Annotated in this window: 25 protein-coding genes; 9 read left to right on the plus strand and 16 right to left on the minus strand. The window is 69.9% G+C overall.

The features are described from left to right. Positions 1-43: 43 nt before the first annotated feature. The gene (locus tag JKG67_RS06370; RefSeq protein ID WP_203336422.1) at positions 44-661 is read right to left on the minus strand and encodes a DUF6230 family protein; all 618 of its coding nucleotides are present in this window, start codon (positions 659-661) and stop codon (positions 44-46) included. A 206-nt stretch (positions 662-867) separates the two neighbouring features. Here JKG67_RS06370 and lepB point away from each other — a divergent pair, with 206 nt between their 5' ends. Next, the gene (lepB, locus tag JKG67_RS06375) at positions 868-1,500 is read left to right on the plus strand and encodes a signal peptidase I (protein ID WP_203336423.1); all 633 of its coding nucleotides are present in this window, start codon (positions 868-870) and stop codon (positions 1,498-1,500) included. Between the two features lie 115 nt (positions 1,501-1,615). On the opposite strand, the gene JKG67_RS06380 is transcribed toward lepB, so the two are convergent. The 7 genes from JKG67_RS06380 to JKG67_RS06410 form a co-directional block, all read right to left on the minus strand. Further along, positions 1,616-2,224, minus strand: a complete 609-nt coding sequence (locus tag JKG67_RS06380) for a hypothetical protein (protein WP_203336424.1) — start codon at positions 2,222-2,224, stop codon at positions 1,616-1,618. Positions 2,225-2,249: 25 nt separating this feature from the next. After that, complete coding sequence (locus tag JKG67_RS06385) at positions 2,250-2,852, minus strand: TetR/AcrR family transcriptional regulator (protein ID WP_203336425.1); 603 nt, start codon at positions 2,850-2,852, stop codon at positions 2,250-2,252. After that, positions 2,842-3,261 carry a heat shock protein transcriptional repressor HspR gene (locus JKG67_RS06390; RefSeq protein ID WP_203336426.1) on the minus strand — a complete coding sequence of 140 codons (420 nt, stop codon included), beginning with the start codon at positions 3,259-3,261 and terminating at the stop codon, positions 2,842-2,844. The genes JKG67_RS06385 and JKG67_RS06390 overlap by 11 nt, the downstream gene beginning before the upstream one ends. Next, positions 3,261-4,382, minus strand: a complete 1,122-nt coding sequence (gene dnaJ, locus JKG67_RS06395) for a molecular chaperone DnaJ (protein ID WP_203336427.1) — start codon at positions 4,380-4,382, stop codon at positions 3,261-3,263. Before dnaJ ends, JKG67_RS06390 begins: the two co-directional genes overlap by 1 nt. A 22-nt stretch (positions 4,383-4,404) precedes the next feature. After that, positions 4,405-5,004, minus strand: coding sequence for a nucleotide exchange factor GrpE (grpE, locus tag JKG67_RS06400; RefSeq protein ID WP_307816455.1), 600 nt, complete (start codon positions 5,002-5,004; stop codon positions 4,405-4,407). Next, positions 5,001-6,851 (minus strand): molecular chaperone DnaK, encoded by a 1,851-nt coding sequence (gene dnaK, locus JKG67_RS06405; RefSeq protein WP_203336428.1) that lies wholly within the window; start codon positions 6,849-6,851, stop codon positions 5,001-5,003. Before dnaK ends, grpE begins: the two co-directional genes overlap by 4 nt. Positions 6,852-7,021: 170 nt before the next feature. Then, the gene (locus JKG67_RS06410) at positions 7,022-7,573 is read right to left on the minus strand and encodes a TetR/AcrR family transcriptional regulator (RefSeq protein WP_203336429.1); all 552 of its coding nucleotides are present in this window, start codon (positions 7,571-7,573) and stop codon (positions 7,022-7,024) included. Between the two features lie 106 nt (positions 7,574-7,679). Between JKG67_RS06410 and JKG67_RS06415 the strand changes: the two genes are divergently transcribed. Together JKG67_RS06415 and JKG67_RS06420 are read left to right on the plus strand one after the other, a co-directional pair. Further along, a complete protein-coding gene (locus tag JKG67_RS06415) occupies positions 7,680-9,242 on the plus strand; it encodes an MFS transporter (RefSeq protein ID WP_307816456.1) in 1,563 nt (520 codons plus the stop codon). Between the two features lies 1 nt (position 9,243). Beyond that, positions 9,244-10,089: an aldo/keto reductase gene (locus JKG67_RS06420; protein ID WP_203336430.1), complete on the plus strand. Its 846-nt coding sequence runs from the start codon at positions 9,244-9,246 to the stop codon at positions 10,087-10,089. A gap of 96 nt (positions 10,090-10,185) precedes the next feature. Here the strand turns inward: JKG67_RS06420 and JKG67_RS06425 are convergent, their stop codons facing one another. From JKG67_RS06425 to JKG67_RS06435, 3 genes are all read right to left on the minus strand, one after another. Further along, complete coding sequence (locus tag JKG67_RS06425) at positions 10,186-10,815, minus strand: DUF6198 family protein (RefSeq protein ID WP_203336431.1); 630 nt, start codon at positions 10,813-10,815, stop codon at positions 10,186-10,188. 1 nt (position 10,816) lies between these two features. Then, positions 10,817-11,392, minus strand: coding sequence for a hypothetical protein (locus JKG67_RS06430; protein ID WP_203336432.1), 576 nt, complete (start codon positions 11,390-11,392; stop codon positions 10,817-10,819). A gap of 69 nt (positions 11,393-11,461) precedes the next feature. Further along, positions 11,462-11,881 carry a nuclear transport factor 2 family protein gene (locus JKG67_RS06435; protein ID WP_203336433.1) on the minus strand — a complete coding sequence of 140 codons (420 nt, stop codon included), beginning with the start codon at positions 11,879-11,881 and terminating at the stop codon, positions 11,462-11,464. Between the two features lie 46 nt (positions 11,882-11,927). Here JKG67_RS06435 and JKG67_RS06440 point away from each other — a divergent pair, with 46 nt between their 5' ends. The 4 genes from JKG67_RS06440 to JKG67_RS06455 are packed head-to-tail and all read left to right on the plus strand — an operon-like array spanning position 11,928 to position 15,889. Next, a complete protein-coding gene (locus JKG67_RS06440) occupies positions 11,928-12,803 on the plus strand; it encodes a TIGR03619 family F420-dependent LLM class oxidoreductase (RefSeq protein ID WP_203336434.1) in 876 nt (291 codons plus the stop codon). Then, positions 12,803-13,975 (plus strand): hypothetical protein, encoded by a 1,173-nt coding sequence (locus JKG67_RS06445; RefSeq protein WP_203336435.1) that lies wholly within the window; start codon positions 12,803-12,805, stop codon positions 13,973-13,975. Before JKG67_RS06440 ends, JKG67_RS06445 begins: the two co-directional genes overlap by 1 nt. Then, complete coding sequence (locus JKG67_RS06450) at positions 13,972-14,754, plus strand: SDR family oxidoreductase (protein WP_203336436.1); 783 nt, start codon at positions 13,972-13,974, stop codon at positions 14,752-14,754. The genes JKG67_RS06445 and JKG67_RS06450 overlap by 4 nt, the downstream gene beginning before the upstream one ends. Continuing rightward, a complete protein-coding gene (locus tag JKG67_RS06455; protein ID WP_203336437.1) occupies positions 14,744-15,889 on the plus strand; it encodes a sulfotransferase family protein in 1,146 nt (381 codons plus the stop codon). Before JKG67_RS06450 ends, JKG67_RS06455 begins: the two co-directional genes overlap by 11 nt. Positions 15,890-16,091: 202 nt before the next feature. On the opposite strand, the gene JKG67_RS06460 is transcribed toward JKG67_RS06455, so the two are convergent. From JKG67_RS06460 to JKG67_RS18840, 3 genes are read right to left on the minus strand one after another with little or no spacing between them, the layout of a single operon-like run. After that, on the minus strand, positions 16,092-17,078 hold the full coding sequence (locus tag JKG67_RS06460) for an NAD-dependent epimerase/dehydratase family protein (RefSeq protein WP_203336438.1): 987 nt from the start codon (positions 17,076-17,078) through the stop codon (positions 16,092-16,094). A 36-nt stretch (positions 17,079-17,114) separates the two neighbouring features. Next, positions 17,115-17,273, minus strand: a complete 159-nt coding sequence (locus JKG67_RS06465; protein WP_203336439.1) for a PIN domain-containing protein — start codon at positions 17,271-17,273, stop codon at positions 17,115-17,117. Between the two features lie 27 nt (positions 17,274-17,300). After that, complete coding sequence (locus JKG67_RS18840; protein ID WP_203336440.1) at positions 17,301-18,206, minus strand: sucrase ferredoxin; 906 nt, start codon at positions 18,204-18,206, stop codon at positions 17,301-17,303. A 75-nt stretch (positions 18,207-18,281) separates the two neighbouring features. On the opposite strand from JKG67_RS18840, the gene JKG67_RS06475 reads away from it, so the two are divergent. Both JKG67_RS06475 and JKG67_RS06480 read left to right on the plus strand, forming a co-directional pair. Further along, positions 18,282-18,896 (plus strand): nitroreductase family protein, encoded by a 615-nt coding sequence (locus JKG67_RS06475; RefSeq protein ID WP_203336441.1) that lies wholly within the window; start codon positions 18,282-18,284, stop codon positions 18,894-18,896. 9 nt (positions 18,897-18,905) lie between these two features. Beyond that, a complete protein-coding gene (locus JKG67_RS06480; RefSeq protein WP_203336442.1) occupies positions 18,906-19,553 on the plus strand; it encodes a hypothetical protein in 648 nt (215 codons plus the stop codon). Between the two features lie 33 nt (positions 19,554-19,586). Here the strand turns inward: JKG67_RS06480 and JKG67_RS06485 are convergent, their stop codons facing one another. Both JKG67_RS06485 and JKG67_RS06490 read right to left on the minus strand, forming a co-directional pair. Then, a complete protein-coding gene (locus tag JKG67_RS06485; RefSeq protein WP_203336443.1) occupies positions 19,587-20,282 on the minus strand; it encodes a cache domain-containing protein in 696 nt (231 codons plus the stop codon). Next, complete coding sequence (locus JKG67_RS06490; protein WP_203336444.1) at positions 20,266-21,057, minus strand: FadR/GntR family transcriptional regulator; 792 nt, start codon at positions 21,055-21,057, stop codon at positions 20,266-20,268. Before JKG67_RS06490 ends, JKG67_RS06485 begins: the two co-directional genes overlap by 17 nt. Between the last annotated feature and the right edge of the window lie 54 nt (positions 21,058-21,111).

Consider the following 21,111-nt stretch of genomic DNA (forward strand, 5'->3'; position numbering starts at 1 on the left):
GGACGGTGGGAGCGGGGCACCAGCCCCGCCCCCACCGGACGGATCAGGAGCAGGACGCGGTGCCGAGCACCGGTGCGATCTGCAGATCCGCAAGGGTCAGACCGTTGGCGAGCGTCAGGCCGTAGGCGGTGGCCTCAAGGCCAGCTAGCGACACTGCGCCGTCGGACTGCATACCGAAACCGCCGGGGTTCGCCGAGGTCGAGCTCTGGTGATCGAGCTCGTTCTCCGCGATGCCGATCTCGGTGTAGGGCAGCGTGGCCGTGTCGGCGGTGACCGAATCGGCACTGATGTCCAGGTCGCCCACCGACACGTTCGACGGCGAGGCGATCGTCAATCCGATGTTGCCGATGATGGTGTCCTGGTTGGCGGCCAGGCAGAGCCCGTTGAGCGAGCCGCCCTTCAGGGTCACCATCGCCGACTTCTTGCTGGTCGGACTGACGTCGGCGTTGCTGGTGGCCGTAGTGGCCGCCCGCATCGACAACTCCAGGCCAGTTCCGGCTGCTGCCGGGCTGGCCACCTGGAACGGCTCGGCCGACGACAACGATGCCGAGACCGACCCCTGCACGATCGCCAGGCCGAGGCCCAGCGATGCGGCGGTGGCGGGCACGGTCACTGCCGCGAACCGTCCGAGCCGAGTACGGCCCATTCCCTTTTCCTTCATGTTCCCTCCCAATGGTTGCGCCCCACACGATGCGGGGTCGCGGACCCCACTCCCGCAGACGGCACCCGAAGGCTCCCGATGCGAGGCAGGCGCCACACCCTTCGAGCGCTCCCTGCCCTGCGGGCGGCCCCTCCCAGAACCGGCCCCGCGGATGTGGCGTGAGGCACACTAACCGAGCATGATCGGAATGTCGACACCCTTGGGAGATGGTCAAAGTCGTGGACATAGTCAGCGAAGTGTCAAACGAGTCGGGGGGTGTCCGACTGCGCCTGCTGGGGTGGATCCTGGTGGCCGCCTGCCTCATCGGGATCCTGATCCCAGTGGCCGCGCTGACCTTCTCGGTGCGGGTCACCGGACTCAGCATGTCGCCGACCCTGGCCCCCGATGACCGGTTGCTGATGAACGTGCTGGCCCGGGACCGGGTGCAGCGGTTCGACCTGGTGCACGTGCAGTTCGGCAACGGTCGATCGATGGTCAAGCGGGTCATCGGGATGCCCGGCGACTCAGTGATCGTCCGCATCAATGCAGGCGTTCCGGTGGTCCGGGTCACCCCGGCCGGCGCCGATCGGGCGAGGGTGGTGGACAACCCGGCGTGGACCGACCAGCCCGGCGACAACCCTCGTCCCTGCTGCGGCCCGGACGGCCTGATCAGCGGCGAACCGATGAGGGTGACGATCCCGGACGGCCACTACTGGGTGGTGGGCGACAACTGGGGTGGGTCCGACGACTCCAGGGACTACGGATTCATCACCGAGGCCGAGATCGCGGCGACGCTGAACGTGCGACTGCTCCCGTGGAGCGGCTTCGGCCGGATCGACAACTCGGTGTCACTGCGCTGATTCGACCGACGAGATCGGGGACCTTCGACTGCCCAGATCGGGACTCTCGACTGCCCAGAAGTGACACCTGGAGCGACCATTTGTGACACTTCGCGCGGCCAGATGTGAGACTTCGTCAGTCGGGGAGGACGCAGGGGTCGGCATGGGTGGCGCAGTAGGTGACCTTGCGGACCCAGTCGTCAACGGCGTCTGTGTGGTCCTGCTCCCCGGGGCTGTAGTAGGCCACGAAACTGCCGGTCCACCAGGTACGCCGCCCCTCCTCCACCGTCGCATCGATGAAGACGACCGGGTCGTTGACCAGCCAGGTGCGGGCACTGGTGGCCAGGCTGAACCAGATCACGTGCAGCGAGCCGTGCTCGCCGGCGGCCTCAGGGTCGAGCACGTTGCTGAGCACCCCCAGGGTCCGCCAGGTCTCGGGGTCGGCGAGCACCGCCCGGGCCGACAACTCCTCCCGGTGCTCGCGCAGCGACTCGCCGCCATAGAACGCGTCCAGGTCCTGGAAGAGCCGGAGCGACCAGTCCACGCCGCTGTCCGTCTCCAGCCGCTCGATCATCCGCTCCGGTCGCGCGGTCACCGGTCGGGAGCGATCCACCACCGTCACATAGTCCAGCGGGTCGCCGACGACCCGCAGCGAACCACTCAGCTGGCCGAACCCGATGGTGCCCACGATCCCGACGAGAGCTCCGACCACGAAGGCCACCGGCACCTGCCACCTGCGTTGCATGCCGCGGAGCCTACGTGCCGTCCCGTCAGCCCTGAACCACCAACACGGCGCCGGCCGCCACCTGATCGATCAGCGGATCCTCGTCCAGGTCACTGGGCGAGAGCAGTTGACTCAACGTCCACCGGATCACGATCTCGCTGACCGCCTCGAGTCGTGCCGGGTCGAGTTCGGGCCACCGGTTCAAGTACTCCTGGACCAGGACTCGGCGTACCGAAGCGAGGATCTCGGTGCTGTGCACGGTGAGCAGGGGCAGCAGCGTCTCGTCACTGCCCCGCCTGGCGGCCGCGAGCGAGCGACTCACCACCGGGTTGGCGCGCGCCTGCTCGAGCAGCCAGCGCAGCGAGTCCCGGACCGCCCCGGGCAGGTCCGCCGCCTCGGCGGTGCAGGCGACCAGGCCGCGACTGACATGCTGCATCTCCCGCGCCATCAACGCCGCCGCCAACTGGGGCTTGGCACCGAACTCGTTGTAGATCGTCTGCCGGGCCACCCCCACCTCCTCGGCAAGGTCGGCCACCCGGACCTCGGACCAGTCCACCTCGGCGGCACGCCGCCAGGCCGCGTCCAGGATCGCCTCCCGGCGCAGCTCCTGCATCCGTCCGCTGAACCGGGAGCCCTGCTCAGCGGCCACGGCGCCACACCACCAGGGATTGGCCGGGCACGTCGCCCGGCAGCGCGGGGAGTCTGCTGGGCTGGGTGACCGGCGGTCTGCGGGCGAGGCTCTGCCGCAGCGCCTCGCGGGTGGCCATCACCTCCTCGGCCAGGGCCGAGTTCTGGGCCCGGAGCCGCTCCACCTCACGCTCCAGGTCGAGGATCCGGCGCACCCCCTCCAGGCCGATACCGCTGGCGGTGAGCTCGGCGATGGTGCGGAGTCGTTCGATGTCACGCAACGAGTAGCGCCGACCACCGCCCCCGGTGCGACCCGGGGCGACCAGACCCATCCGCTCGTACGACCGCAGTGTCTGCGGATGCAGCCCGGTGAGCTCGGCCGCGACGCTGATCACGTAGACAGCAGCGTCGGCGCCCGGGACGGCGTTCATCACGCCTCCTCGAACATCGCGCTGCGCAGCGGCGCGTCCACGGTGGCGGCCCGGTAGGCCTCCACCGCCTGCCGCGCCTCCTTGTCGACCGTGGCCGGCACGTGCACCTCGACCGTGACCAGCAGGTCGCCGCGGCTGCCGTCACGCCGGGTCGCCCCCTTGCCGCGCACCCGGAAGGTGCGGCCGGTCGGTGTCCCCGGCGGGATCTTCAACGTCACCGCGGCACCGCCCCGGACAGGGATCCGCACCTCACCCCCGAGCACCGCCTCGTCGAACGAGATCGGCACCTGCAGGGTGAGGTTGTCCCCGGAGCGGCCGTAGAGACGATGGGCAGCGACCTTGACGGTCACGTACAGATCCCCCGGAGGGCCTCCATGCTCGCCGGAGCCACCCTTGCCGCGCAGCCGGATCCGCTGCCCGTCCTTGACACCGGCCGGGATCCTGGCCTGGACCTTGCGGTCCGAACGACCCCGGCCGCTGCCCAAGCAGGTGGGGCACGGCTCGTCGTAGACGAGTTGACGGCCGCCACAGGAGGGGCAGGTCTCGTTCAGGTTGAACGCGCCGCCCATCGAGGCGACCACGAAGCCGGCACCGTCACACTCGGCACAGACCCTCGGCCTGGTGCCCGGCTTCCCACCGGTGCCCGCGCAGGTGCTGCACGGGGCATCACTGCTCAACGCCAGCGAGACGGTGACCCCGTCCAGCGCCTCGTCGAATCCGATGGTGGCCGTGGTCTCGACGTCCTGCCCCCGCTGCGGCCGGACACTGCGCTGCTGCTGCCGACCGCCCCGGAAGATGTCACCGAAGACATCGCCGAGGCCGCCGGAACTGCGCTGCCCGAAGAGGTCCGACAGATCGAAGCCGGCACCACCGGCGCCGTAGCCGTGTGGCATCGACCTGATCTCGTCGTACCGCTTCCGCTTCTCCGCATCACCGACCACGTCGTAGGCCGCGGCGACCTCCTTGAAGCGTTCGTGCTTCGCACTGTCGTCGGGATTGGAGTCGGGGTGGTTGGCACGGGCGAGCTTGCGGTAGGCCTTCTTGATCTGGTCCGCGGTGGCATCCTTGGACACCCCGAGGACCTTGTAGAAGTCCTTGCCGATCCAGTCCGCGTCGCTCATCTCGCACCTCCTCTGCGGTCAGTCACTCCAGATTGTCGTCGGCCGGGTCCGGCTGCGGCGGTGTCTCCGCCGGCGGGTCGACCACCAGCACCTGCGCGGCGCGGACCACCCGATCACCGATCCGGTAGCCGGCCTTGGGCACTACCTTGCAGGTGGTGACCGCGACCTCGGGATCCTCCCCCAGGTGGGAGAGGGCCTCGTGCAGTTGCGGGTCGAACGCGTCACCGGGGGTGCCGAAGCGGGTCAGCCCGAGTTGGCTCACCACCCGCTCCAACTGCTCGGCGACGGCCTTGAAGCCGCCGTCGAGCTCACCGTGCTCCCGGGCCCGGTCGATGGTGTCCAGCACCTCCACGATCGGCGCCAACGCCTGATAGCTGGCGTTCTCCCGGATCAGTTCCCGGTCCCGGTCGACCCGGCGCTTGTAGTTGAGGTACTCGGCCTGGAGCCGCTGCAGGTCCGAGGTGCGCTCGACCAACTCCGCGCGGAGTTGGTCGAGCTCGTCGGCCGCGGAATCCTCGCCGGGAAGGTCCTCGCCCTCGGCCAGCGGGGCGCCCTCCTCGACCATCTCCTGTTCCGCAGCCTGCACCTCGGGGTCGTCACGGTCACCGGGGTGAGCGGTCACTTGTCGTCACCCTCGGCAGGCTCGTCCACGATCTCGGCGTCCACGACGTCGTCGTCGGCCGAGCCGGTGGAGGAGTCCTGCTCACCGGCGGCCGCGGTGTCGGCCTCGGCCGCGGCGTACATCGCGGCGCCCATCTTCTGACTGGACTCACCGAGCTTGGCGATACCGGCGTTGAGCTCGTCGGCGCTGGCCTCCTCGTTGGCCAGGGTGGCCTTGAGCGCCTCCACGTCGGCGTTGACCTCGGACTTGACGTCGTCGGGGACCTTGTCGCCGTTCTCCTCGAGGAACTTCTCGGTGGTGTAGACCAGCGAGTCGGCCTGGTTGCGCGACTCCACGGCCGCGCGACGGTTGGCGTCCTCCTCGGCGTACTGCTCGGCCTCCTTGACCATCCGGTCGATCTCGTCCTTGGACAGCGCCGAGCCGCCGGAGATGGTCATCGACTGCTCCTTGCCCGAGGCCTGGTCCTTCGCGGTCACGTGCACGATGCCGTTGGCGTCGATGTCGAAGGTGACCTCGATCTTGGGCACACCGCGCGGCGCCGGCGGCAGACCGGTCAGCTCGAAGTTGCCGAGGGGCTGGTTCTGGGCCCACATCTGCCGCTCGCCCTGAGCGACCTTGATCTCCACCGACGGCTGGTTGTCGTCGGCGGTGGTGAAGATCTCCGACCGCTTGGTGGGGATGGTGGTGTTGCGCTCGATCAGGGTGGTCATCACGCCGCCCTTGGTCTCGATGCCGAGGCTGAGCGGGGTGACGTCGAGGAGCAGCACGTCCTTGACCTCGCCCTTGAGTACGCCGGCCTGCAGCGCGGCGCCGACCGCGACGACCTCGTCGGGGTTGACGCCCTTGTTGGGCTGCTTGCCGCCGAGCAGGTCGGTGACGACCTGGGTGACCGCGGGCATCCGGGTGGAGCCGCCGACCAGCACCACGTGGTCGATGTTGGCGATCGCGACGCCGCCATCCTTGAGCACCTGCTGGAAGGGCTTCTTGGTGCGCTCGAGCAGGTCGGCGGTGATCTTCTGGAACTCGGCGCGGGTCAGCTTCTCCTCGAAGTGCAGCGGGCCGGTCTCACCGTGGGTGATGTAGGGCAGGTGGATCGTGGTCTCGCTGGAGGAGGAGAGCTCGATCTTCGCCTTCTCCGCGGCCTCCTGCAGACGCTGCTTGGCGATCTTGTCGGCGCCGAGGTCGACGTTGTTGGCGGCCTTGAACTTGTCCACCATCCACTCCACGACCCGGTTGTCCCAGTCGTCGCCACCGAGGTGGTTGTCACCGGAGGTGGCCTTCACCTCGACGACACCCTCGCCGATCTCCAGCAGCGACACGTCGAAGGTGCCGCCCCCGAGGTCGAAGACCAGGATGGTCTGGTCGTCACCCTTGTCCAGACCGTAGGCGAGCGCCGCGGCGGTGGGCTCGTTCACGATCCGCTGCACGTTCAGACCGGCGATCTCACCGGCCTCCTTGGTGGCCTGGCGCTGGGAGTCGGAGAAGTACGCCGGCACCGTGATCACCGCGTCGGTGACCGGCTCGCCCAGGTAGGCCTCGGCGTCGCGCTTGAGCTTCTGCAGCACGAAGGCGCTGATCTGCTGCGGGGTGAACGACTTGTCGTCGATCTGGGTCTTCCAGTCGGTGCCCATGTGCCGCTTGACCGAACGGATGGTGCGGTCGACGTTGGTGACGGCCTGCCGCTTGGCGACCTCGCCCACCAGGACCTCACCGGACTTGGCGAAGGCCACCACCGACGGGGTGGTGCGAGCACCTTCGGCGTTGGCGATGACGGTGGGCTCGCCACCTTCGAGGATTGAGACGACGGAGTTCGTCGTACCGAGGTCGATGCCGACCGCGCGTGCCATGGGTTACCTCCATTGAGTGTGGGGACGGTGTCGTCCCCGGGGGATTGTCGGTGTCACGTTGTGGGGTGTCGGACCACTCTCCGGCACCGGGGCGAGTCTTGCAAAATAGTTGAGTCGAATCAACTCAACTATTGTGACAACGGTCGGCGCGATCCTATTCCCGGGCGACCCTAGCCCGCGGCGGGTGAGCCCTCCGCTGCGGCGCCCGCGGTGAGCCGCTCGACCAAGGCCAGCAGTGCCTCCAGGTCGGGCCGCTCGGCCCCGACCGAAGCGCGGGCGTACAGCCCGTCACTGAGCAGCACCACCGCCTCGGCGACGACCGGATCCCCCACCTGCTCCTGCACTGCGGCGATCCATCCGGCATGGGTGGCATCCAGGGCGCCTCGGGCGCGGGGATGGCTCCCCTGGGCGAGCCCGGTGATGGCCAGGTAGACCAGCTCGAGTTCCCCGTCGAAGTCCACCGAGGTGCGTAGCAGGTAGGCGACCGGACCCTCGGGCGCCGCGCGCATCGCGGCGACATCGGCGGCGGCCAGCTCGGCGCCCCACTCCAACAACCCGTCGACCAGCGCGTCCTTGGAGCCGAAGTGGTAGAGCAGTCCGCCCTTGGAGACCCCGGCCCGGTGGGCGACCGCCTCCAGGGTCGCGGACCGCTCTCCGGACTCGACCAGCAGTTCGGCGAACGCACGCAGCACCTTGGCGCGGGCGGCAGGGGGTGGCGGCATGAGTTGAACCCTAACGTCGATCGAGGTTACTATACCGTCTGGACGGTATAGAAGTCCGTGGTGACACCACGCCCTGGCCGTCCGCCGTATCGAGAGGAACCAAGTCGTGACCACCCTCGAGGTGACGACGCATCGTCAGCCAGGGGCGGGCTCATCCACAGCGCGCCGCTGGGTGGCGCTCGCCGTACTGATGCTGCCGGTGCTGCTGGTGTCGGTCGACAACACCGTGCTCGCCTTCGCCCTGCCCCAACTCTCCGAGGCCCTGCAGCCGACCGGAACCCAGTTGCTGTGGATCGTGGACGTCTACCCACTGGTCCTGGCCGGCCTGCTGGTGCCGATGGGGTCACTGGCCGACCGGGTCGGGCGACGTCGACTGCTGCTGATCGGTGCGACCGGCTTCGCTGCCGTCTCGGCACTGGCAGCCTTCGCGCCGACCGCGGCACTGCTGATCGCCGCGCGCGCCGGCCTGGGCCTCTTCGGCGCGATGCTGATGCCATCGACACTGTCGCTGCTGCGCAACATCTTCACCGACCGCGAGGAACGCCGACTGGCGATCGCGATCTGGGCGGCCGGCTTCGCCGCCGGCGCCGCCCTGGGCCCGATCGTGGGTGGGCTGCTCCTGGAGCACTTCTGGTGGGGCTCGGTCTTCCTGCTCGCAGTGCCGGTGCTGGTGGTCTTCCTGCTGGCCGCCCCCGCCTTCCTGCCCGAGTCACGCGACCCGGCTCCCGGTCCGCTCGACGTGACCTCGGTGCTGCTGGCGATGGGCACGATGACCCCACTGGTGTGGGCGATCAAGGAGACCACCAAGCACGGCCCGACCGTCACCGCGATCACGCTCGCCGGCGTCGGCCTCGCGGCCGGAGCCGTCTTCGTCCGCCGGCAGCTGCGCCGCCCGGTGCCGATGCTCGACGTACGCCTCTTCCGGGTGTCGACCTTCACCGGCGGCGTCCTGGTGAACCTGTTGTCGGTCTTCTCCCTGGTCGGCTTCCTCTTCTTCGTCTCCCAGGACCTGCAGTTGGTGCACGGGCTCTCGCCCCTGCAGGCCGGCCTGACCCTGCTGCCGGGAACGGTGGCGATGGTGGTGGCCGGCCTGCTGGTGGTGCGGGTGGCCCGGGTGCTGCCGCCGGGGCCGGTGGTCGCCGGCGGGCTGACCATCTCCGCCCTCGGCTACCTGTTGATCTCACTGCTGGGCGGCTCCGCGACGCTGGCTGTGATCGCGGCCGCGTTCGTGCTGTTGACGGTCGGCATCGGCGCCGCCGAGACGATCAGCAACGATCTGATCCTCTCCAGCGCGCCCCCCTCCCGGGCCGGAGCGGCCTCGGCGATCTCGGAGACGGCGTACGAGGTCGGCGCGGTGCTCGGCACGGCCGTGCTCGGCGGCATCCTCAGCGCCTCCTACCGCCGTTCCGTGGAGCTTCCCGCGGGCCTGACACCGTCCGAGGCGCACACCGCGGCGGAGACGCTCGGCGGCGCCAGCACGGTGGCCGCCGGCCTGCCCGACGGGACGGCCGAGGCGCTGCTGGCCTCCGCCCAGCAGGCGTTCACCAGCGGGGTGGGGATGACCGCCGGCATCGGCGTCGTACTGACCCTGACCGCCGCTGCGGTGGCCCTGGCGACCCTGCGCGACCCGCGCGGGAATGAAGCCGCCGCGGATCGGCTTGGCACCTGATATGACCGTTCCCACCATCGCACTGAACGACGACACAGCCATCCCACAACTCGGCTTCGGAGTCTTCAAGGTCCCGCCGGCGGAGACTGCCACCACCGTGGCCACCGCCCTCGAGGTCGGCTACCGACACATCGACACCGCGCAGATGTACGCCAACGAGGCCGGGGTCGGCGACGCGATCGCCGCCTCGGGCCTGGCCCGCGACGACGTCTACGTCACCACCAAGCTCAACAACGGATTCCATCTGCCGGCCGAGGCCAAGGCCTCGCTGTCCCGGTCGCTGGAGTTGCTGCGGCTGGACGTGGTCGACCTGTTCCTCATCCACTGGCCGCTGCCCACCCGGTACGACGGTGACTTCGTGCAGACCTGGCAGGCGCTGATCGAACTGCGCGAAGCCGGCCTGACCCGCTCGATCGGCGTCTCGAACTTCCAGCCGGCCCACCTGGACCGGATCATCGCCGAGACCGGCGTGGTGCCGGCCGTGAACCAGGTCGAGGTGCACCCGTTCTTCGACAACACCGCGGTGCGCGAGGCCGACGCCCGGCACGGAGTGGCCACCGAGGCGTGGGCGCCGATCGGCCAGGGCAAGGTGCTCGATGAGCCGACGATCGGTGCGGTCGCGGCAGAGCTCGGTCGCACACCGTCCCAGGTGACGCTGCGCTGGCACGTGCAGCGTGGCGACATCGTCTTCCCCAAGTCGATGCACGCGGCCCGGATGGCGGAGAACTTCGCGATCTTCGACTTCACCCTCAGCGATGAGCAGATGGCCCGGATCAGCGGACTGGACGAGGGCGAGGCCGGCCGCCTCGGCCCGAACCCCGACGCGTTCGACTACGTCCCCGACTAACCCCGCCCTCCCCCTGTGACGGAACACCCTGATGTCAGGGCGTTCTGACTGTTGTCAGGGGTTGCAACCCCTGACAACAGTCGACAGTCCCTGACGTCAGGGCGTTCCGGCGCGGCCGAGTGCCGGGGGCGGGGTGGCCGGCGGAGGGGCGGCGGAGGTAGCGGCCGGGGTGAGCGGCGGGATCAGCCGGGAGACGGCGTACCCCAGGCCCACCACCACCATCACGGTGCCGACTCCGACATCGGCGCCACAGAGCCAACCCACCACCATCCCGGTGGCCTGCACCGTGGTGTAGCCCCACCGGAACGGGACCGGCGGGTCGAAGGCCTGGGCGATCACCTCGGTCGGACCGGCGCCGAGGTCGACGGCCAGATAGCCGGCGACCCCGACAGCGAGTACGACGAAGGCGGCGACCAGCTCCACACCCCGCCAGGGCAACGACTCCGGTGAGGGCATCAGCGGCCACGCCGTGTTCACCGTCAACCCGACCAGCACGGCTTGAGCGAGGGTCCCGATGCCGGGAGGTCGGCCACGGAGCCAGGCGATGCCGATCAGCGGCAGGCCCACCGCCAGCGAGACCAGCAGGAAGCTCGCTCCGGTCGCCTTGGTCAGCCCCGACAGCAGGGTCGAATAGCCGTCGGAGCCGAGGCGGGCATCCAACAGCAGCGAGACGCCGAGCCCGAGCACCAGGCAGGACGCGACCAACTGGACCAGGCGGCGGGTCACCTCAGCCGACCGCGACGGTGACCTCGTTGGACACCGCATCGGAGTCGGTGTCCCGCATCCGGAACCGCTGCTCGCCGGGGCGGCCGGTCTGGATGTAGGTACTGAAGGTCTGCCCGCGGACCGAGGCGGTGACGCCGAAGTCGATCCACCCGCCGTTGTCGAACCGCTGCACCATCAGGATCGCACCCTCGCCGGTGCGCCAGGTCCCCGTCAGGTCGATCCGTCCCATCGGGCTGACCGACGTCTGCGAGGCGCTGAGGTTGATCGACTCGGGCTCCTCGTCCTCGTCCGGCCCCACCGACGCCTCGGGGTCGACCAGGTCCTCGGGTTCGTCCTCGTCGCCCGGCGCCAGGGTGACCGTCGGCTCGCCGGCATGGTCGGGAGCCGTGAACTCCGGGATGTAGAGCGTCTCGCCACCCCCGGTGCCGGTGGCTGCCGGGTCGCTGGCACTGCCACCGATGCCGGTGACCTTGGCCCCGAGCATGACGACGCCGCCCAGGATCACTCCCACGGCCAGCGCCACCCCGAACAGGGCCACCAGGCCGGCCAGCACGGGCCGCTCTTCACCGAACCTCACGCCTGCATTCTGCTGCAGAGCGCCAAGCCCACCGAATCGCCAGCACACCCGGCGTCCTCCGGGGCGAGGTCAGGGCATCCGGGTCCACACCAACTCGTCGACCATCCGCCGAGAACGCCAGCCGTCCGGCGTACGCACCAGGTCGTGGTGGTAGTAGCCGCCCACCTCCCACAGTTGCTCGCCACCGTCGGCACCCTTGGCGACCATCGGGTTGATGAAGTACGCCGTGGCGTGGGCGGTGTCGCCGTCGAGGGTGATCTCGACCTGGCCGATGACGTGCTGCCACCGCTCGAAGCCGAGCAGGTTGGCGATGAACGGCTTGGCCTGTGCCGGCGTGGTCACCGGCCCGCCTGCGGAGCTGTAGTCCAGCTCTGCGTCGTCGAGGAAGACCTCGTCGATGCCGTCGAACTGGGCGGTGTCCACGGCACGGGTGTAGCGGGTGATCAGAGCGGTGATCTCGAGCCGGTCGGAGATCTCGGTGATGTCCATGCCACCACCCTTCCATAATTCTAGAACACGTTCTAGTGTAGGAGTCATGCGATTCACCTACGCCGAAGCGATGACGCACGCGTCCTACTACGCCCCGCTCGCCCAGGCGGCAGAGGCGGCCGGCTACACCTCGATGACCGTGGCCGACTCACTCATCTACCCGCGCGAGTCCGACGCGACCTACCCCTACACCGACACCGGCGACCGGGAGTTCCTCGAGGACAAGGAGTTCATCGAGACGCTGATCCTCTGCGCCCACCTGGCGGCAGTGACCACCACGCTGCGGTTCACCCCGTTCGTCCTGAAGCTGCCGGTCCGCCCCCCGGTGCTGGTCGCCAAGCAGGCCTCCTCGATCGCCCACCTCTCCGGCAACCGGCTCACCCTCGGCGTCGGCCTCTCCCCGTGGCCGGAGGACTTCACCGCACTCGGGGTTCCGTGGGCCCGACGCGGCAAGCGCACCGACGAGTGCATCGACATCCTGCGCGGCCTGTTCACCGGAGACTTCTTCGGCTACGACGGCGAGTTCTACCAACTGCCCGAGATCAAGCAATGCCCGGCACCGAGCGCCAAGCTGCCGATCCTGGTCGGTGGCCACTCCGACGCGGCGCTGCGCCGGGCCGTCCTCAAGGGCGACGGTTGGATGCACGCCGGCGGCGACGGTGAGGAGCTCGACCGGCTGCTGACCCGGCTCGCCGAGATCCGCAAGGCCGAGGGCGATGACCGCGACGACTTCGAGGTGCACGTGATCTCGTTCGACGCCTACACCCCCGACGGCGTGAAGCGGCTCGAGGACCGAGGCGTGACCGACTGCATCGTCGGCTTCCGGGTCCCCTACATCAAGGGCCCGGACACCGAGCCGCTGGAGGTCAAGATCAAGCACCTGCAGGGGTACGCCGAGAACGTCATCGCCAAGGTGTCCTGATGGCCGACGATGCGTCCCGGGCGTTCGTCGAGGCGGTGGCCGAGGCCGAGCAGCTGATCCGCAATCCGCCGTTCGAGATCAGCGAGCAGGAGCTCGCCGAGGGGCTGGACTACCTGGCCGGGTCGATCCGGTCGTCGCTGCAGATGGCCTTCGACTACGACCTCGACCATCCGGTGCTGATCAACCCCACCCACCAGTACGCCCGGCAGGGGCTGGACAATCCGGACGCGGTCTACTTCAACGCCTACCTGACCGAAGGCGCGTCGTACCTGCTGACGGGCCGCCGCGGCAGCACCGTCGACCTCTCCTTCCAGATCATGGACGGCACCTACTCCGCCGCGGGGGCACCGAACACGCTGGCCGCCTTCGACGACCGGCAGCTGGAGATCGGCGACGACGGCTGCTTCGAGTGGCGATTCGGACCCGAACTGGGGCTGACCAAGGGGGCCACCCTGATCGTCCGTGAGGTGTACGACGATTGGGTGCGCGAGGAGCGAGGGACGCTGCGGTTGCAGCGACTCGACACCGCCGGCGTCCCGCGCGGGCCGGCCGAGGTGGACCGGGTGGCGAAGCGCTACGGCGTGGCCGCGAAGATGCTGATCGGCCGGATCAAGACCTGGTTCGCGTTCCCCGAGTGGTTCACCTACACCGAGCCGGTGAACACCCTGACCGTGCCGAAGTCGACACCGGGCGGCCTGGCCAGCCAGTTCTCCTCGCTCGGCCACTACGAGCTGGCCGGGCCCGACGCCCCCGGCGGTGAGCAGGCGCTGGTGATCACCGTGCCGGCCTGTGACGCCGCGCCGTACCAGGCGATCCAGATCGGCTCGAGGTGGTACGTCTCCACCGACTACGAGCACCATCAGACGTCGCTGGCCAAGGCCCAGTCACAGATCGACCCGGACGGCCAGATCCGCTACGTCGTCTGTGAGTCCGATCCGGGGCTGGCCAACTGGCTGGAGACGACCGGGCATCGGCGCGGGGTGATGATGCTGCGTTGGCAGCGCCTCAGCCGGGACCTGACCGCCGCCGACGGCCCCCGCGTCGAGGTGGTGCCGTTCGCCGATCTCGCCGCACACCTGCCGTATCCCGAGGCGGGCCGGGTCACCCCGGCCGACTACGCCACCCGCATCGAAGCCCGCCAGGTCGGCGTGGCCAGGAGGATGATCTCGTGACGCTGTTGACGGACAAAGTGGTGGTGCTCTCCGGGGTCGGCCCCGGCCTGGGCCGCGCCCTCGGCGAGGAGGCTGCCCGGCTCGGCGCCGACCTGGTGCTGGCCAGCCGGACCGAGTCCCGCCTGGAGAAGATGGCCGCCCGTGTCCGGGAGCTGGGCCGCCGAGCGCTGGTGGTGCCCTGCGACATCACCTCGGAGGCCGACCGGGAGCGGTTGCGTGATGCCGCGGTGGCCGAGTTCGGGCGAGTGGACTGCCTGATCAACAACGCCTTCGGGATCCCGCCGATGGACCCGCTGACGACCCTCGACCTGGACGGGCTGCGACGCGCCCAGGAGACCAACGTCTTTGCTCCGCTGCGACTCTCGGCGCTCTTCGCCGACGCGCTCGCCGAGTCGAGCGGCTCGATCGTGATGATCAACTCCGCAGTGCTCTACCAGTCCCAGCCGGAGTTCGCCGGCTACAAGCTCTCCAAGGGCACGCTGGCGCACCTGGCCTCGTCGCTGGCCACCGAACTCGGCCCGCGCGGGATCCGGGTGAACTCGATCGCGCCGTCCTACATCTACGAGGACGTCAACAAGGCGTACTTCGACTGGCTGGCGTCCGAATCGGGCCGCACCCACGAGGAGGTGTACGCCGAGAAGGCGGCGCCGACGGACCTCAAGCGGCTGGCCACTCCCGACGAGGTCGCCCGCGCGGCGCTCTTCTTCGCCACCGACCTCGCCGGCGCGGTCACCGGCCAGATGCTGAACGTCGACTGCGGTGAGTTCCATGCCAACTGAGCCCCGGCAACGCGGCGACGTCGGGAGCTATGACGACATCGCCGCCGCGGCGATCCGGACGACCGGCCTGGACGACTTCGGCGGCACCGCGCACGAGGAGGGGCTACGGCTGCTGGTCGATGACCTCGCCGCCCCGGACGCCGGCCTGACCCCGGTCGGCAACTACTTCCAGCGCTCGCAGGTCAAGAGCGCCCTGGTGGGGCGGCTGCTGATGCAGGCGCAGATGGCGGCCCATCCGTCGTACGCGCAGGTGCCGATCACGCGGCCGATCTTCGTGGTCGGCCTGCCACGCACCGGAACCACCGCGCTGCACCGACTGCTGTGCGCGGACCCGGGGCACCAGGGCCTGGAGCTGTGGCTGACCGAGTACCCGCAGCCGCGGCCGCCGCGGGAGACCTGGGAGTCCGACCCGATCTTCGCCGCCATGCAGTCGGCCTTCGCCGAGCATCACGTCACCAACCCCGAGTTCATGGGCATCCACTACATGGATGCGACCAGCCCGGAGGAGTGCTGGCGGCTGCTGCGGCAGACGGGGAAGTCGATCGGGTTCGAGTCGCTGGCGCATGTGCCGCGCTACTCCGCGTGGTTGGCCGAGACGGACTGGACGGACGCCTATGCGCGGCACAAGGCCAACCTGCAGGTGATCGGGCTCAACGACACCGAGAAGCGGTGGGTGCTGAAGAACCCCTCGCACCTGGTGGCCCTGGACGCGCTGATGACGGTGTATCCCGATGCGCTGATCGTCTACACGCACCGCGATCCGGTGACCTCGATCGCCTCCGCGTGCTCACTGTCGGCCGAGGCGACCGCGGGGCACTCGACGACGTTCGTGAGCGAGACGATCGGGCGCACCCAGCTGGAGATGCTGTCGCGTTCCTACCGGCGCTTCACCGAGGCCCGGGCGTCGTACGACCCGGCACAGTTCATCGACGTGGACTACGCGGAGTTCGTCACCGAGCCGGTGGCGACGGTGCAGAAGATCTACGCCGCGTTCGGGCTGGACTGGACCCCTGCCGCCGAAGCCGCCGTGGCGGCGATCGACGCGGAATCCCGATCGGGCGGCCGTCGGCCAGCGCACCACTACTCGCTGGCCGACTACGGCCTCACCGAGGAGCAGGTCCGAGCCGCGTTCTGAGGCTGCGACGGTCCACGGCAGCGTGACTTCGGTGGTCGAGTGTCTGCGAGGAACGAGCAGACGTATCGAGGCCACTGGTCGACCGTGATGGCCTCGATACACCGCCTCGTCCCTCGGCGGCACTCGACCATCGACCCGGTGACCGCATCGGCGAGAACGTCACGGTCGACGCGGCCGCCAGGATGCTGCGGGCACAGATTCGCTAATCGCGATGGGCGGCGATGATCTCGGCCTCGCGTTCCCGGGTCAACGCGAAGTCGGGGGCGGCGCCCTCGAGCGCCCAGGCGAGGGTGTCCGCAGCGGTGTCCGCGAGCGGGCGCGTCCGCAGCCCCTGCGCCTGCGCGGCGGTGGCGTCCACCTGGAGGAACCCCCGCATCGCGGTCTCTGCGGGTGGCAGCCACAGCGGCAGGTCCACCCACGGGCGCAGCCCGGCCGCCTCCGCCTGCTCCACAGTCAACCGCACCGCCTGCAGCTGCGCGTCGATTCCGGCCACCACCTGGTCGAGGAAGTCGGCGAAGGGCATCGGGTCGGCAGCGGCGTTGTAGACACCGGCGATCCGGCCGGCGCCCACCCGGACCAGCCAGTCGGCCAGGTCTCGGGCGTCGAGGTACTGCACCGGGACGTCCAGCCGGGGCGGCACCAGGTGCGGCCCCGGCTCACACAGCCGCACCGGCCAGTAGGTGAAGCGGGGTGTCGGGTCGTGTGGGCCGGCGATGATGGTGGGGCGGACGATCGTGTGACTCTCGAACCGTTCGGCCACCCGGCGTTCACAGAGGGCCTTGCCGGCGCCGTACGAGGCCTGGTCGATCTTGTCGGGCACCGGTCCGGGCAGTTCGGCCAGCGGCGCCTCCTCGGTCATGCCCGGCTCGGTGAACCCGGCGTACACAGAGACTGTGGAGACGAAGACGTAGTGCCCGCATCCTCCGGTGAGATGCTCGGCGACCCGGGTGATCTGGTCGGGGTGGAAACCCGACAGGTCGTAGACGACGTCCCAGCTGCGACCGGCCAGGGCGGAGGCGTCGTGGTCACGATCGCCGGTCAGCCGTTCCAGGGCAGGGAACAGGTCGGGGTTGGTGACGCCACGATTGAAGAGCGAGACCTCCCAGCCGTCGCGGAGCAGAGCTTCCACCACGTGGATCCCGAGGAACTCGGTCCCACCCAGCACCAGCGCGGTCGGTCGTGTCCCCATGACGTCCAGTCAAGCAGTCGGGTGCGCGCACGGCCCCTACCAGCGCTCGACCGGCAAGCGCTCCACCCTCTCGAACTCGGCGGTGCTCCTGGTGACCAGGTTCAGCCCTGCGGCACGCGCAAGGCCGGGCGAGATCACCCGCGCCTCGCCGACGACCGTCACCTCGACCTCGGTGACGGACTCGTCGAAGGCCACGGCCTTGGGCAGGCGAACGGCCTGCGGTCACTCGCCGCGGACCAGCTCCACCTCGTGCCGGGGGGCGGGCTTGAGTGGCAGGTCGGCACAACTCATCCGGATCGCCGGCCCCGTCGTGGTGCGCACCAGGGCGTCCCAGCGTTCACCGCGGACCGCGAGCTGCACCCGCGCGCCCGCGTCGTGCGACTCCACTCCGGTCACCGCCACCTCGGCCAGTCCGGTGGCCTGCTGTCGGTCGCGGACCGCCTGCACGGCCGCCTGGACCTCGCCGGACCAGCCGGCCCGCCCCCGCGACACCGTCAGCGGCACCGTGCCGCCCTCGAGGGCCTGCGCGGCGGCGACCGCCGACTCCGGATCCAGCCGGCCCAGACACTCCCCACTGGGCAGCGCCAGCAGGGTGCCGGCGAACCTGTGTCCGCTCAGATGCGTGGTCTCCCAGGTCTGCTGCGGCCACTGCGCAGCCAACGTCGCCGCGATCGGCCGCCCCGCCTCGGCACAGCAGCGGTCCCGACTCCCGTTGGTACAGACCATCCACAGGGGTTCGGCGTACGGCGTCAGCCCGGTGCCGACGCCGAGACGCGGCGGGTCGAGACCCGGGACGCCGAGACGCGGGGGGTCGAGGTCGAGGTCGAGCAGGTCCCGGTGGTCGTCGAGGACCGCCGTCTCGACCCGACTGTCCGCGTGATCGCCGAACCGGGCCACGAAGATCCGCACGCCCGGCGTGACCCGCTCGCCGTGCCGGCGGATCAACTGCACCCGGACCCCGTCGAGACCGCCCAGGAACTCTCTGACGTCGGTCGGCAACCGGGATTCGGCAACCGCCTTGGCACCCCACGGCCCGGCGTACTCCACGAACAACCACGACGAGTCCGTGGGCGCCGTGCCCGCCAACGGCTCCGCAGACCCGGCAGCGGAGCAGCGGAAGTCGGTCACGCCGACCAAGTGTGCCCCCACCCTCGGCAGCCACACCACTCGCGGCGGCTCGATGGACCATGGAAGGCTGGATGCATGGAATTCCGCGAGGTGGTGCGCCGGCGGCGGATGGTGCGCCGGTACGCCGACAAGCCCGTCGACCCGGCCGTCGTCGACCGCCTGCTCGAGCACGCGATCCGAGCCCCGAGCGCCGGCTTCAGCCAGGGGTGGGCGTTCCTGCGGCTGGACACGCCTGCGGACGTCGCCCGCTTCTGGCGCAGCACAAGCCCCGACCCGGACGCCAGCAATCCCTGGCTGGACGGGATGCGCACCGCCCCGGTGGTGATCGTGCCGCTGACGGACAAGGGTGCCTATCTCGATCGTTACGCCCAACCCGACAAGGGCTGGACCGACCGTTCCGAGGAGCGATGGCCGGTTCCGTACTGGTACGTCGACGCCGGCATGGCGTCCCTGCTGATCCTGCTGACCGCGGTGGACGAGGAGTTGGGCGCCTGCTTCTTCGGCATCCCCGGCTCCCGGGTGGACGCCTTCCGGGACGAGTTCGGGATCCCGGACTCGCACCGGCCGGTCGGCGCCCTCACCATCGGGCACCGGATCGACGATGCCGGCTCGTCGGGTTCGCCGTCGCGTCGCGTCCGGATCGGCACCGACGAGGTCGTACACCGTGGACGCTGGCGGAACCGCGAGTAGCATCACCACATGGCCGACGAGTACTGCAGCTATGCGGAGTTCGGGCGTGCCTTCTTCGAGGTGGCCGTGTCCCGGGAGCGGGTGGAGGCCGGCATCGACTTCCTCGCCGGCCAGCCGATCGACTTCGGTCCGATCGGGGTCGGCCCGGGGAAGCTCGCGAAGGTCGCGGCCACCGGCAAGATCGGCGCCGCCACCGTCACCACCGTGCCCGGTGACGAGGTCACCTTCATGGCAGCGCTTCCGGTCAGCCTGGAGTTCACCGTCGACCTGCAGGTGGAGACGCACCGCTTCACCGCCGACCTCACCGTGCCTTTGCTGCTCACCGCCAAGGCCATGCACCCGCCGGCCCTGCGCCTCGAGGTGACCGCGCCCCGGGCCCGGGACATCGAGTTGGAACTGCGCGCATCCGGGCTGCGCGGGAGTCTGCTGCAGCGGGTCGTCGGCATGGAGGTCGAGGTGAAGCGGTTCGTGGCCAGGTACGTGGCCCGCGAGGTCAGCAAGCCGCATGTGGAGAAGGCCCGCACCATCGACGTGGCGGCCGCGATCGAGCAGGCCTGGTCCTCGAGCGAGCTGGCCCAGGAGACGTCGCGGACCGTCACCGACGACCTGACCGAGGCGATCCGGACGGACCTGGTCGAGCATCTTCAGGCCGAGTAGCCGCCCCCGGTCCCCTCCGGCTCGCCCTCGCGGTCAGTGCCGCACGACCCGGAACGGGGCCACCCGGCACATCGCCGCCGGCAGGTCCTCCGACCCCGGAGGCAGCACGTCACCGGTCGCCCACCGCGGCGACGTGGAGAGCACCACCCGGCCGTCGGCGTTGACCACCGAGACGTCGGCACCGGCGGCATCCGAGGCCAGCGTGAGAGCCGGCTCCAGGGACTCCACCAGCACGTCGATGCAACTGACCCCGACGAAGACGCCGTCGAGGGTCAGCGGCATCGAGGTGGTCAACGTCAGTTCGGTGCTACAGAGGTAGTCGACATACGGTCCGGTGACGTGGGTACGCCGGGTCTCTCGCGGCACGCGGAACCACTCCAGTCGCTGGTACTCGATGTAGCCGCGGTCGGCGAACTCGCTGGTACTGGCCAGTCGACTCTTCTCCGGGCCCTGCCACCAGGCCAGCGGGCTGCCGCCGCCGACCAGCACCTCGGTGTCCACGATGAAGCCGGCGCCGAAGATGAAGCTCTGGTCGATCGCTTCGTGCGCGGCCGGCTGGATCAGCGACTCGATCCGCTCCGCGGTCAACCGGCCGGCTCGCAGCGCATCCCCCAGGTCCCGACGCAGCATCGGTTGCCACTCGCTGAGCACCCCGAGGATCCGCTCGAAGAAGGCGTCCATCCGCTCCGCTGCCACCGGCAGCTCGTCCCGCTCAGTTCCGGTCAGCATGGTCGAGCCCCTTGTCTTCGATGGCGGTCTCCCGCAGCAGCACTTGGCGTCGTTTGAGCAGCCACACCACGGTCTCGTCCACACTCGCGGCGAGCACCGCACGGGCGGCGTCGACATCGCCGGCCCGGACCGCTTCGAGGTGATCGAGGACGTGTGCGTGGTTGGCGCGCCTGGCGCTCGGGTCGCTGTCCTGCAACGACAACAGCGGCGCCAACTCTCGCTGTAGGGCCATGTGCTCGCGGGTGAGCCGAGCCGAGCGGCCCAGGGCGGCGAGCTCCAACTGGACGTCGGTGACCACGTTGCGCCACACCTGAGCGTCGGCGTCGGCGTTGCGCTCCAGGATCGCGAGCAGGACGTCGGTCTCACCCGGGGCCGCCCGCTGGCAGGCCAGCTCGGCACAACCGGTGGCGATGGCTCGGTAGTGCAGAGCCAGGTCGTTGAGCACCACCCGGGGGGTGGCCAGCAGCAACGACTCGTTGGCCCGAGTGCTCTCACTGCGGGACGCGGAGACGAAGCTGCCACCGCCGCGGCCGCGTCGGGTGGTGATCAGCCCCTGATCACGGAGGTTGCCGAGCGCGTCACGGACGGTGACCACTGCCACCCCGAACGCCTTGGCAAGCTCGAACTCATTGGGCAGTTTCTGCCCGTCGCCGAGCACCCCGGCCCGGATGCCCTGGGCGATCCGGCGTTCCACCAGCGCGGCACGACCGTCGTCGCCCAACGGCGCGAAGACGCCGGCATGCATCCGTGACACATGCGCAGCCCCGTTGCTCACGGCTCCTCCTCGCCCTTCCCGGCCCCGCCTGGGCGCGGTGCCCGGCCATTGTCT

This window comes from Nocardioides limicola, assembly GCF_016827675.1.
Lineage (GTDB): Bacteria > Actinomycetota > Actinomycetes > Propionibacteriales > Nocardioidaceae > Nocardioides > Nocardioides limicola.

Excerpts from the sequence above, each read along its gene's own strand:
- JKG67_RS06370 (WP_203336422.1), bottom strand. The coding sequence starts at position 661 with ATGAAGGAAAAGGGAATGGGCCGTACTCGGCTCGGACGGTTCGCGGCA.
- lepB (WP_203336423.1), top strand. The coding sequence starts at position 868 with ATGGTCAAAGTCGTGGACATAGTCAGCGAAGTGTCAAACGAGTCGGGG.
- JKG67_RS06380 (WP_203336424.1), bottom strand. The coding sequence starts at position 2,224 with ATGCAACGCAGGTGGCAGGTGCCGGTGGCCTTCGTGGTCGGAGCTCTC.
- JKG67_RS06390 (WP_203336426.1), bottom strand. The coding sequence starts at position 3,261 with ATGAACGCCGTCCCGGGCGCCGACGCTGCTGTCTACGTGATCAGCGTC.
- dnaJ (WP_203336427.1), bottom strand. The coding sequence starts at position 4,382 with ATGAGCGACGCGGACTGGATCGGCAAGGACTTCTACAAGGTCCTCGGG.
- dnaK (WP_203336428.1), bottom strand. The coding sequence starts at position 6,851 with ATGGCACGCGCGGTCGGCATCGACCTCGGTACGACGAACTCCGTCGTC.
- JKG67_RS06410 (WP_203336429.1), bottom strand. The coding sequence starts at position 7,573 with ATGCCGCCACCCCCTGCCGCCCGCGCCAAGGTGCTGCGTGCGTTCGCC.
- JKG67_RS06420 (WP_203336430.1), top strand. The coding sequence starts at position 9,244 with ATGACCGTTCCCACCATCGCACTGAACGACGACACAGCCATCCCACAA.
- JKG67_RS06435 (WP_203336433.1), bottom strand. The coding sequence starts at position 11,881 with ATGGACATCACCGAGATCTCCGACCGGCTCGAGATCACCGCTCTGATC.
- JKG67_RS06440 (WP_203336434.1), top strand. The coding sequence starts at position 11,928 with ATGCGATTCACCTACGCCGAAGCGATGACGCACGCGTCCTACTACGCC.
- JKG67_RS06445 (WP_203336435.1), top strand. The coding sequence starts at position 12,803 with ATGGCCGACGATGCGTCCCGGGCGTTCGTCGAGGCGGTGGCCGAGGCC.
- JKG67_RS06455 (WP_203336437.1), top strand. The coding sequence starts at position 14,744 with ATGCCAACTGAGCCCCGGCAACGCGGCGACGTCGGGAGCTATGACGAC.
- JKG67_RS06460 (WP_203336438.1), bottom strand. The coding sequence starts at position 17,078 with ATGGGGACACGACCGACCGCGCTGGTGCTGGGTGGGACCGAGTTCCTC.
- JKG67_RS06475 (WP_203336441.1), top strand. The coding sequence starts at position 18,282 with ATGGAATTCCGCGAGGTGGTGCGCCGGCGGCGGATGGTGCGCCGGTAC.
- JKG67_RS06480 (WP_203336442.1), top strand. The coding sequence starts at position 18,906 with ATGGCCGACGAGTACTGCAGCTATGCGGAGTTCGGGCGTGCCTTCTTC.
- JKG67_RS06485 (WP_203336443.1), bottom strand. The coding sequence starts at position 20,282 with ATGCTGACCGGAACTGAGCGGGACGAGCTGCCGGTGGCAGCGGAGCGG.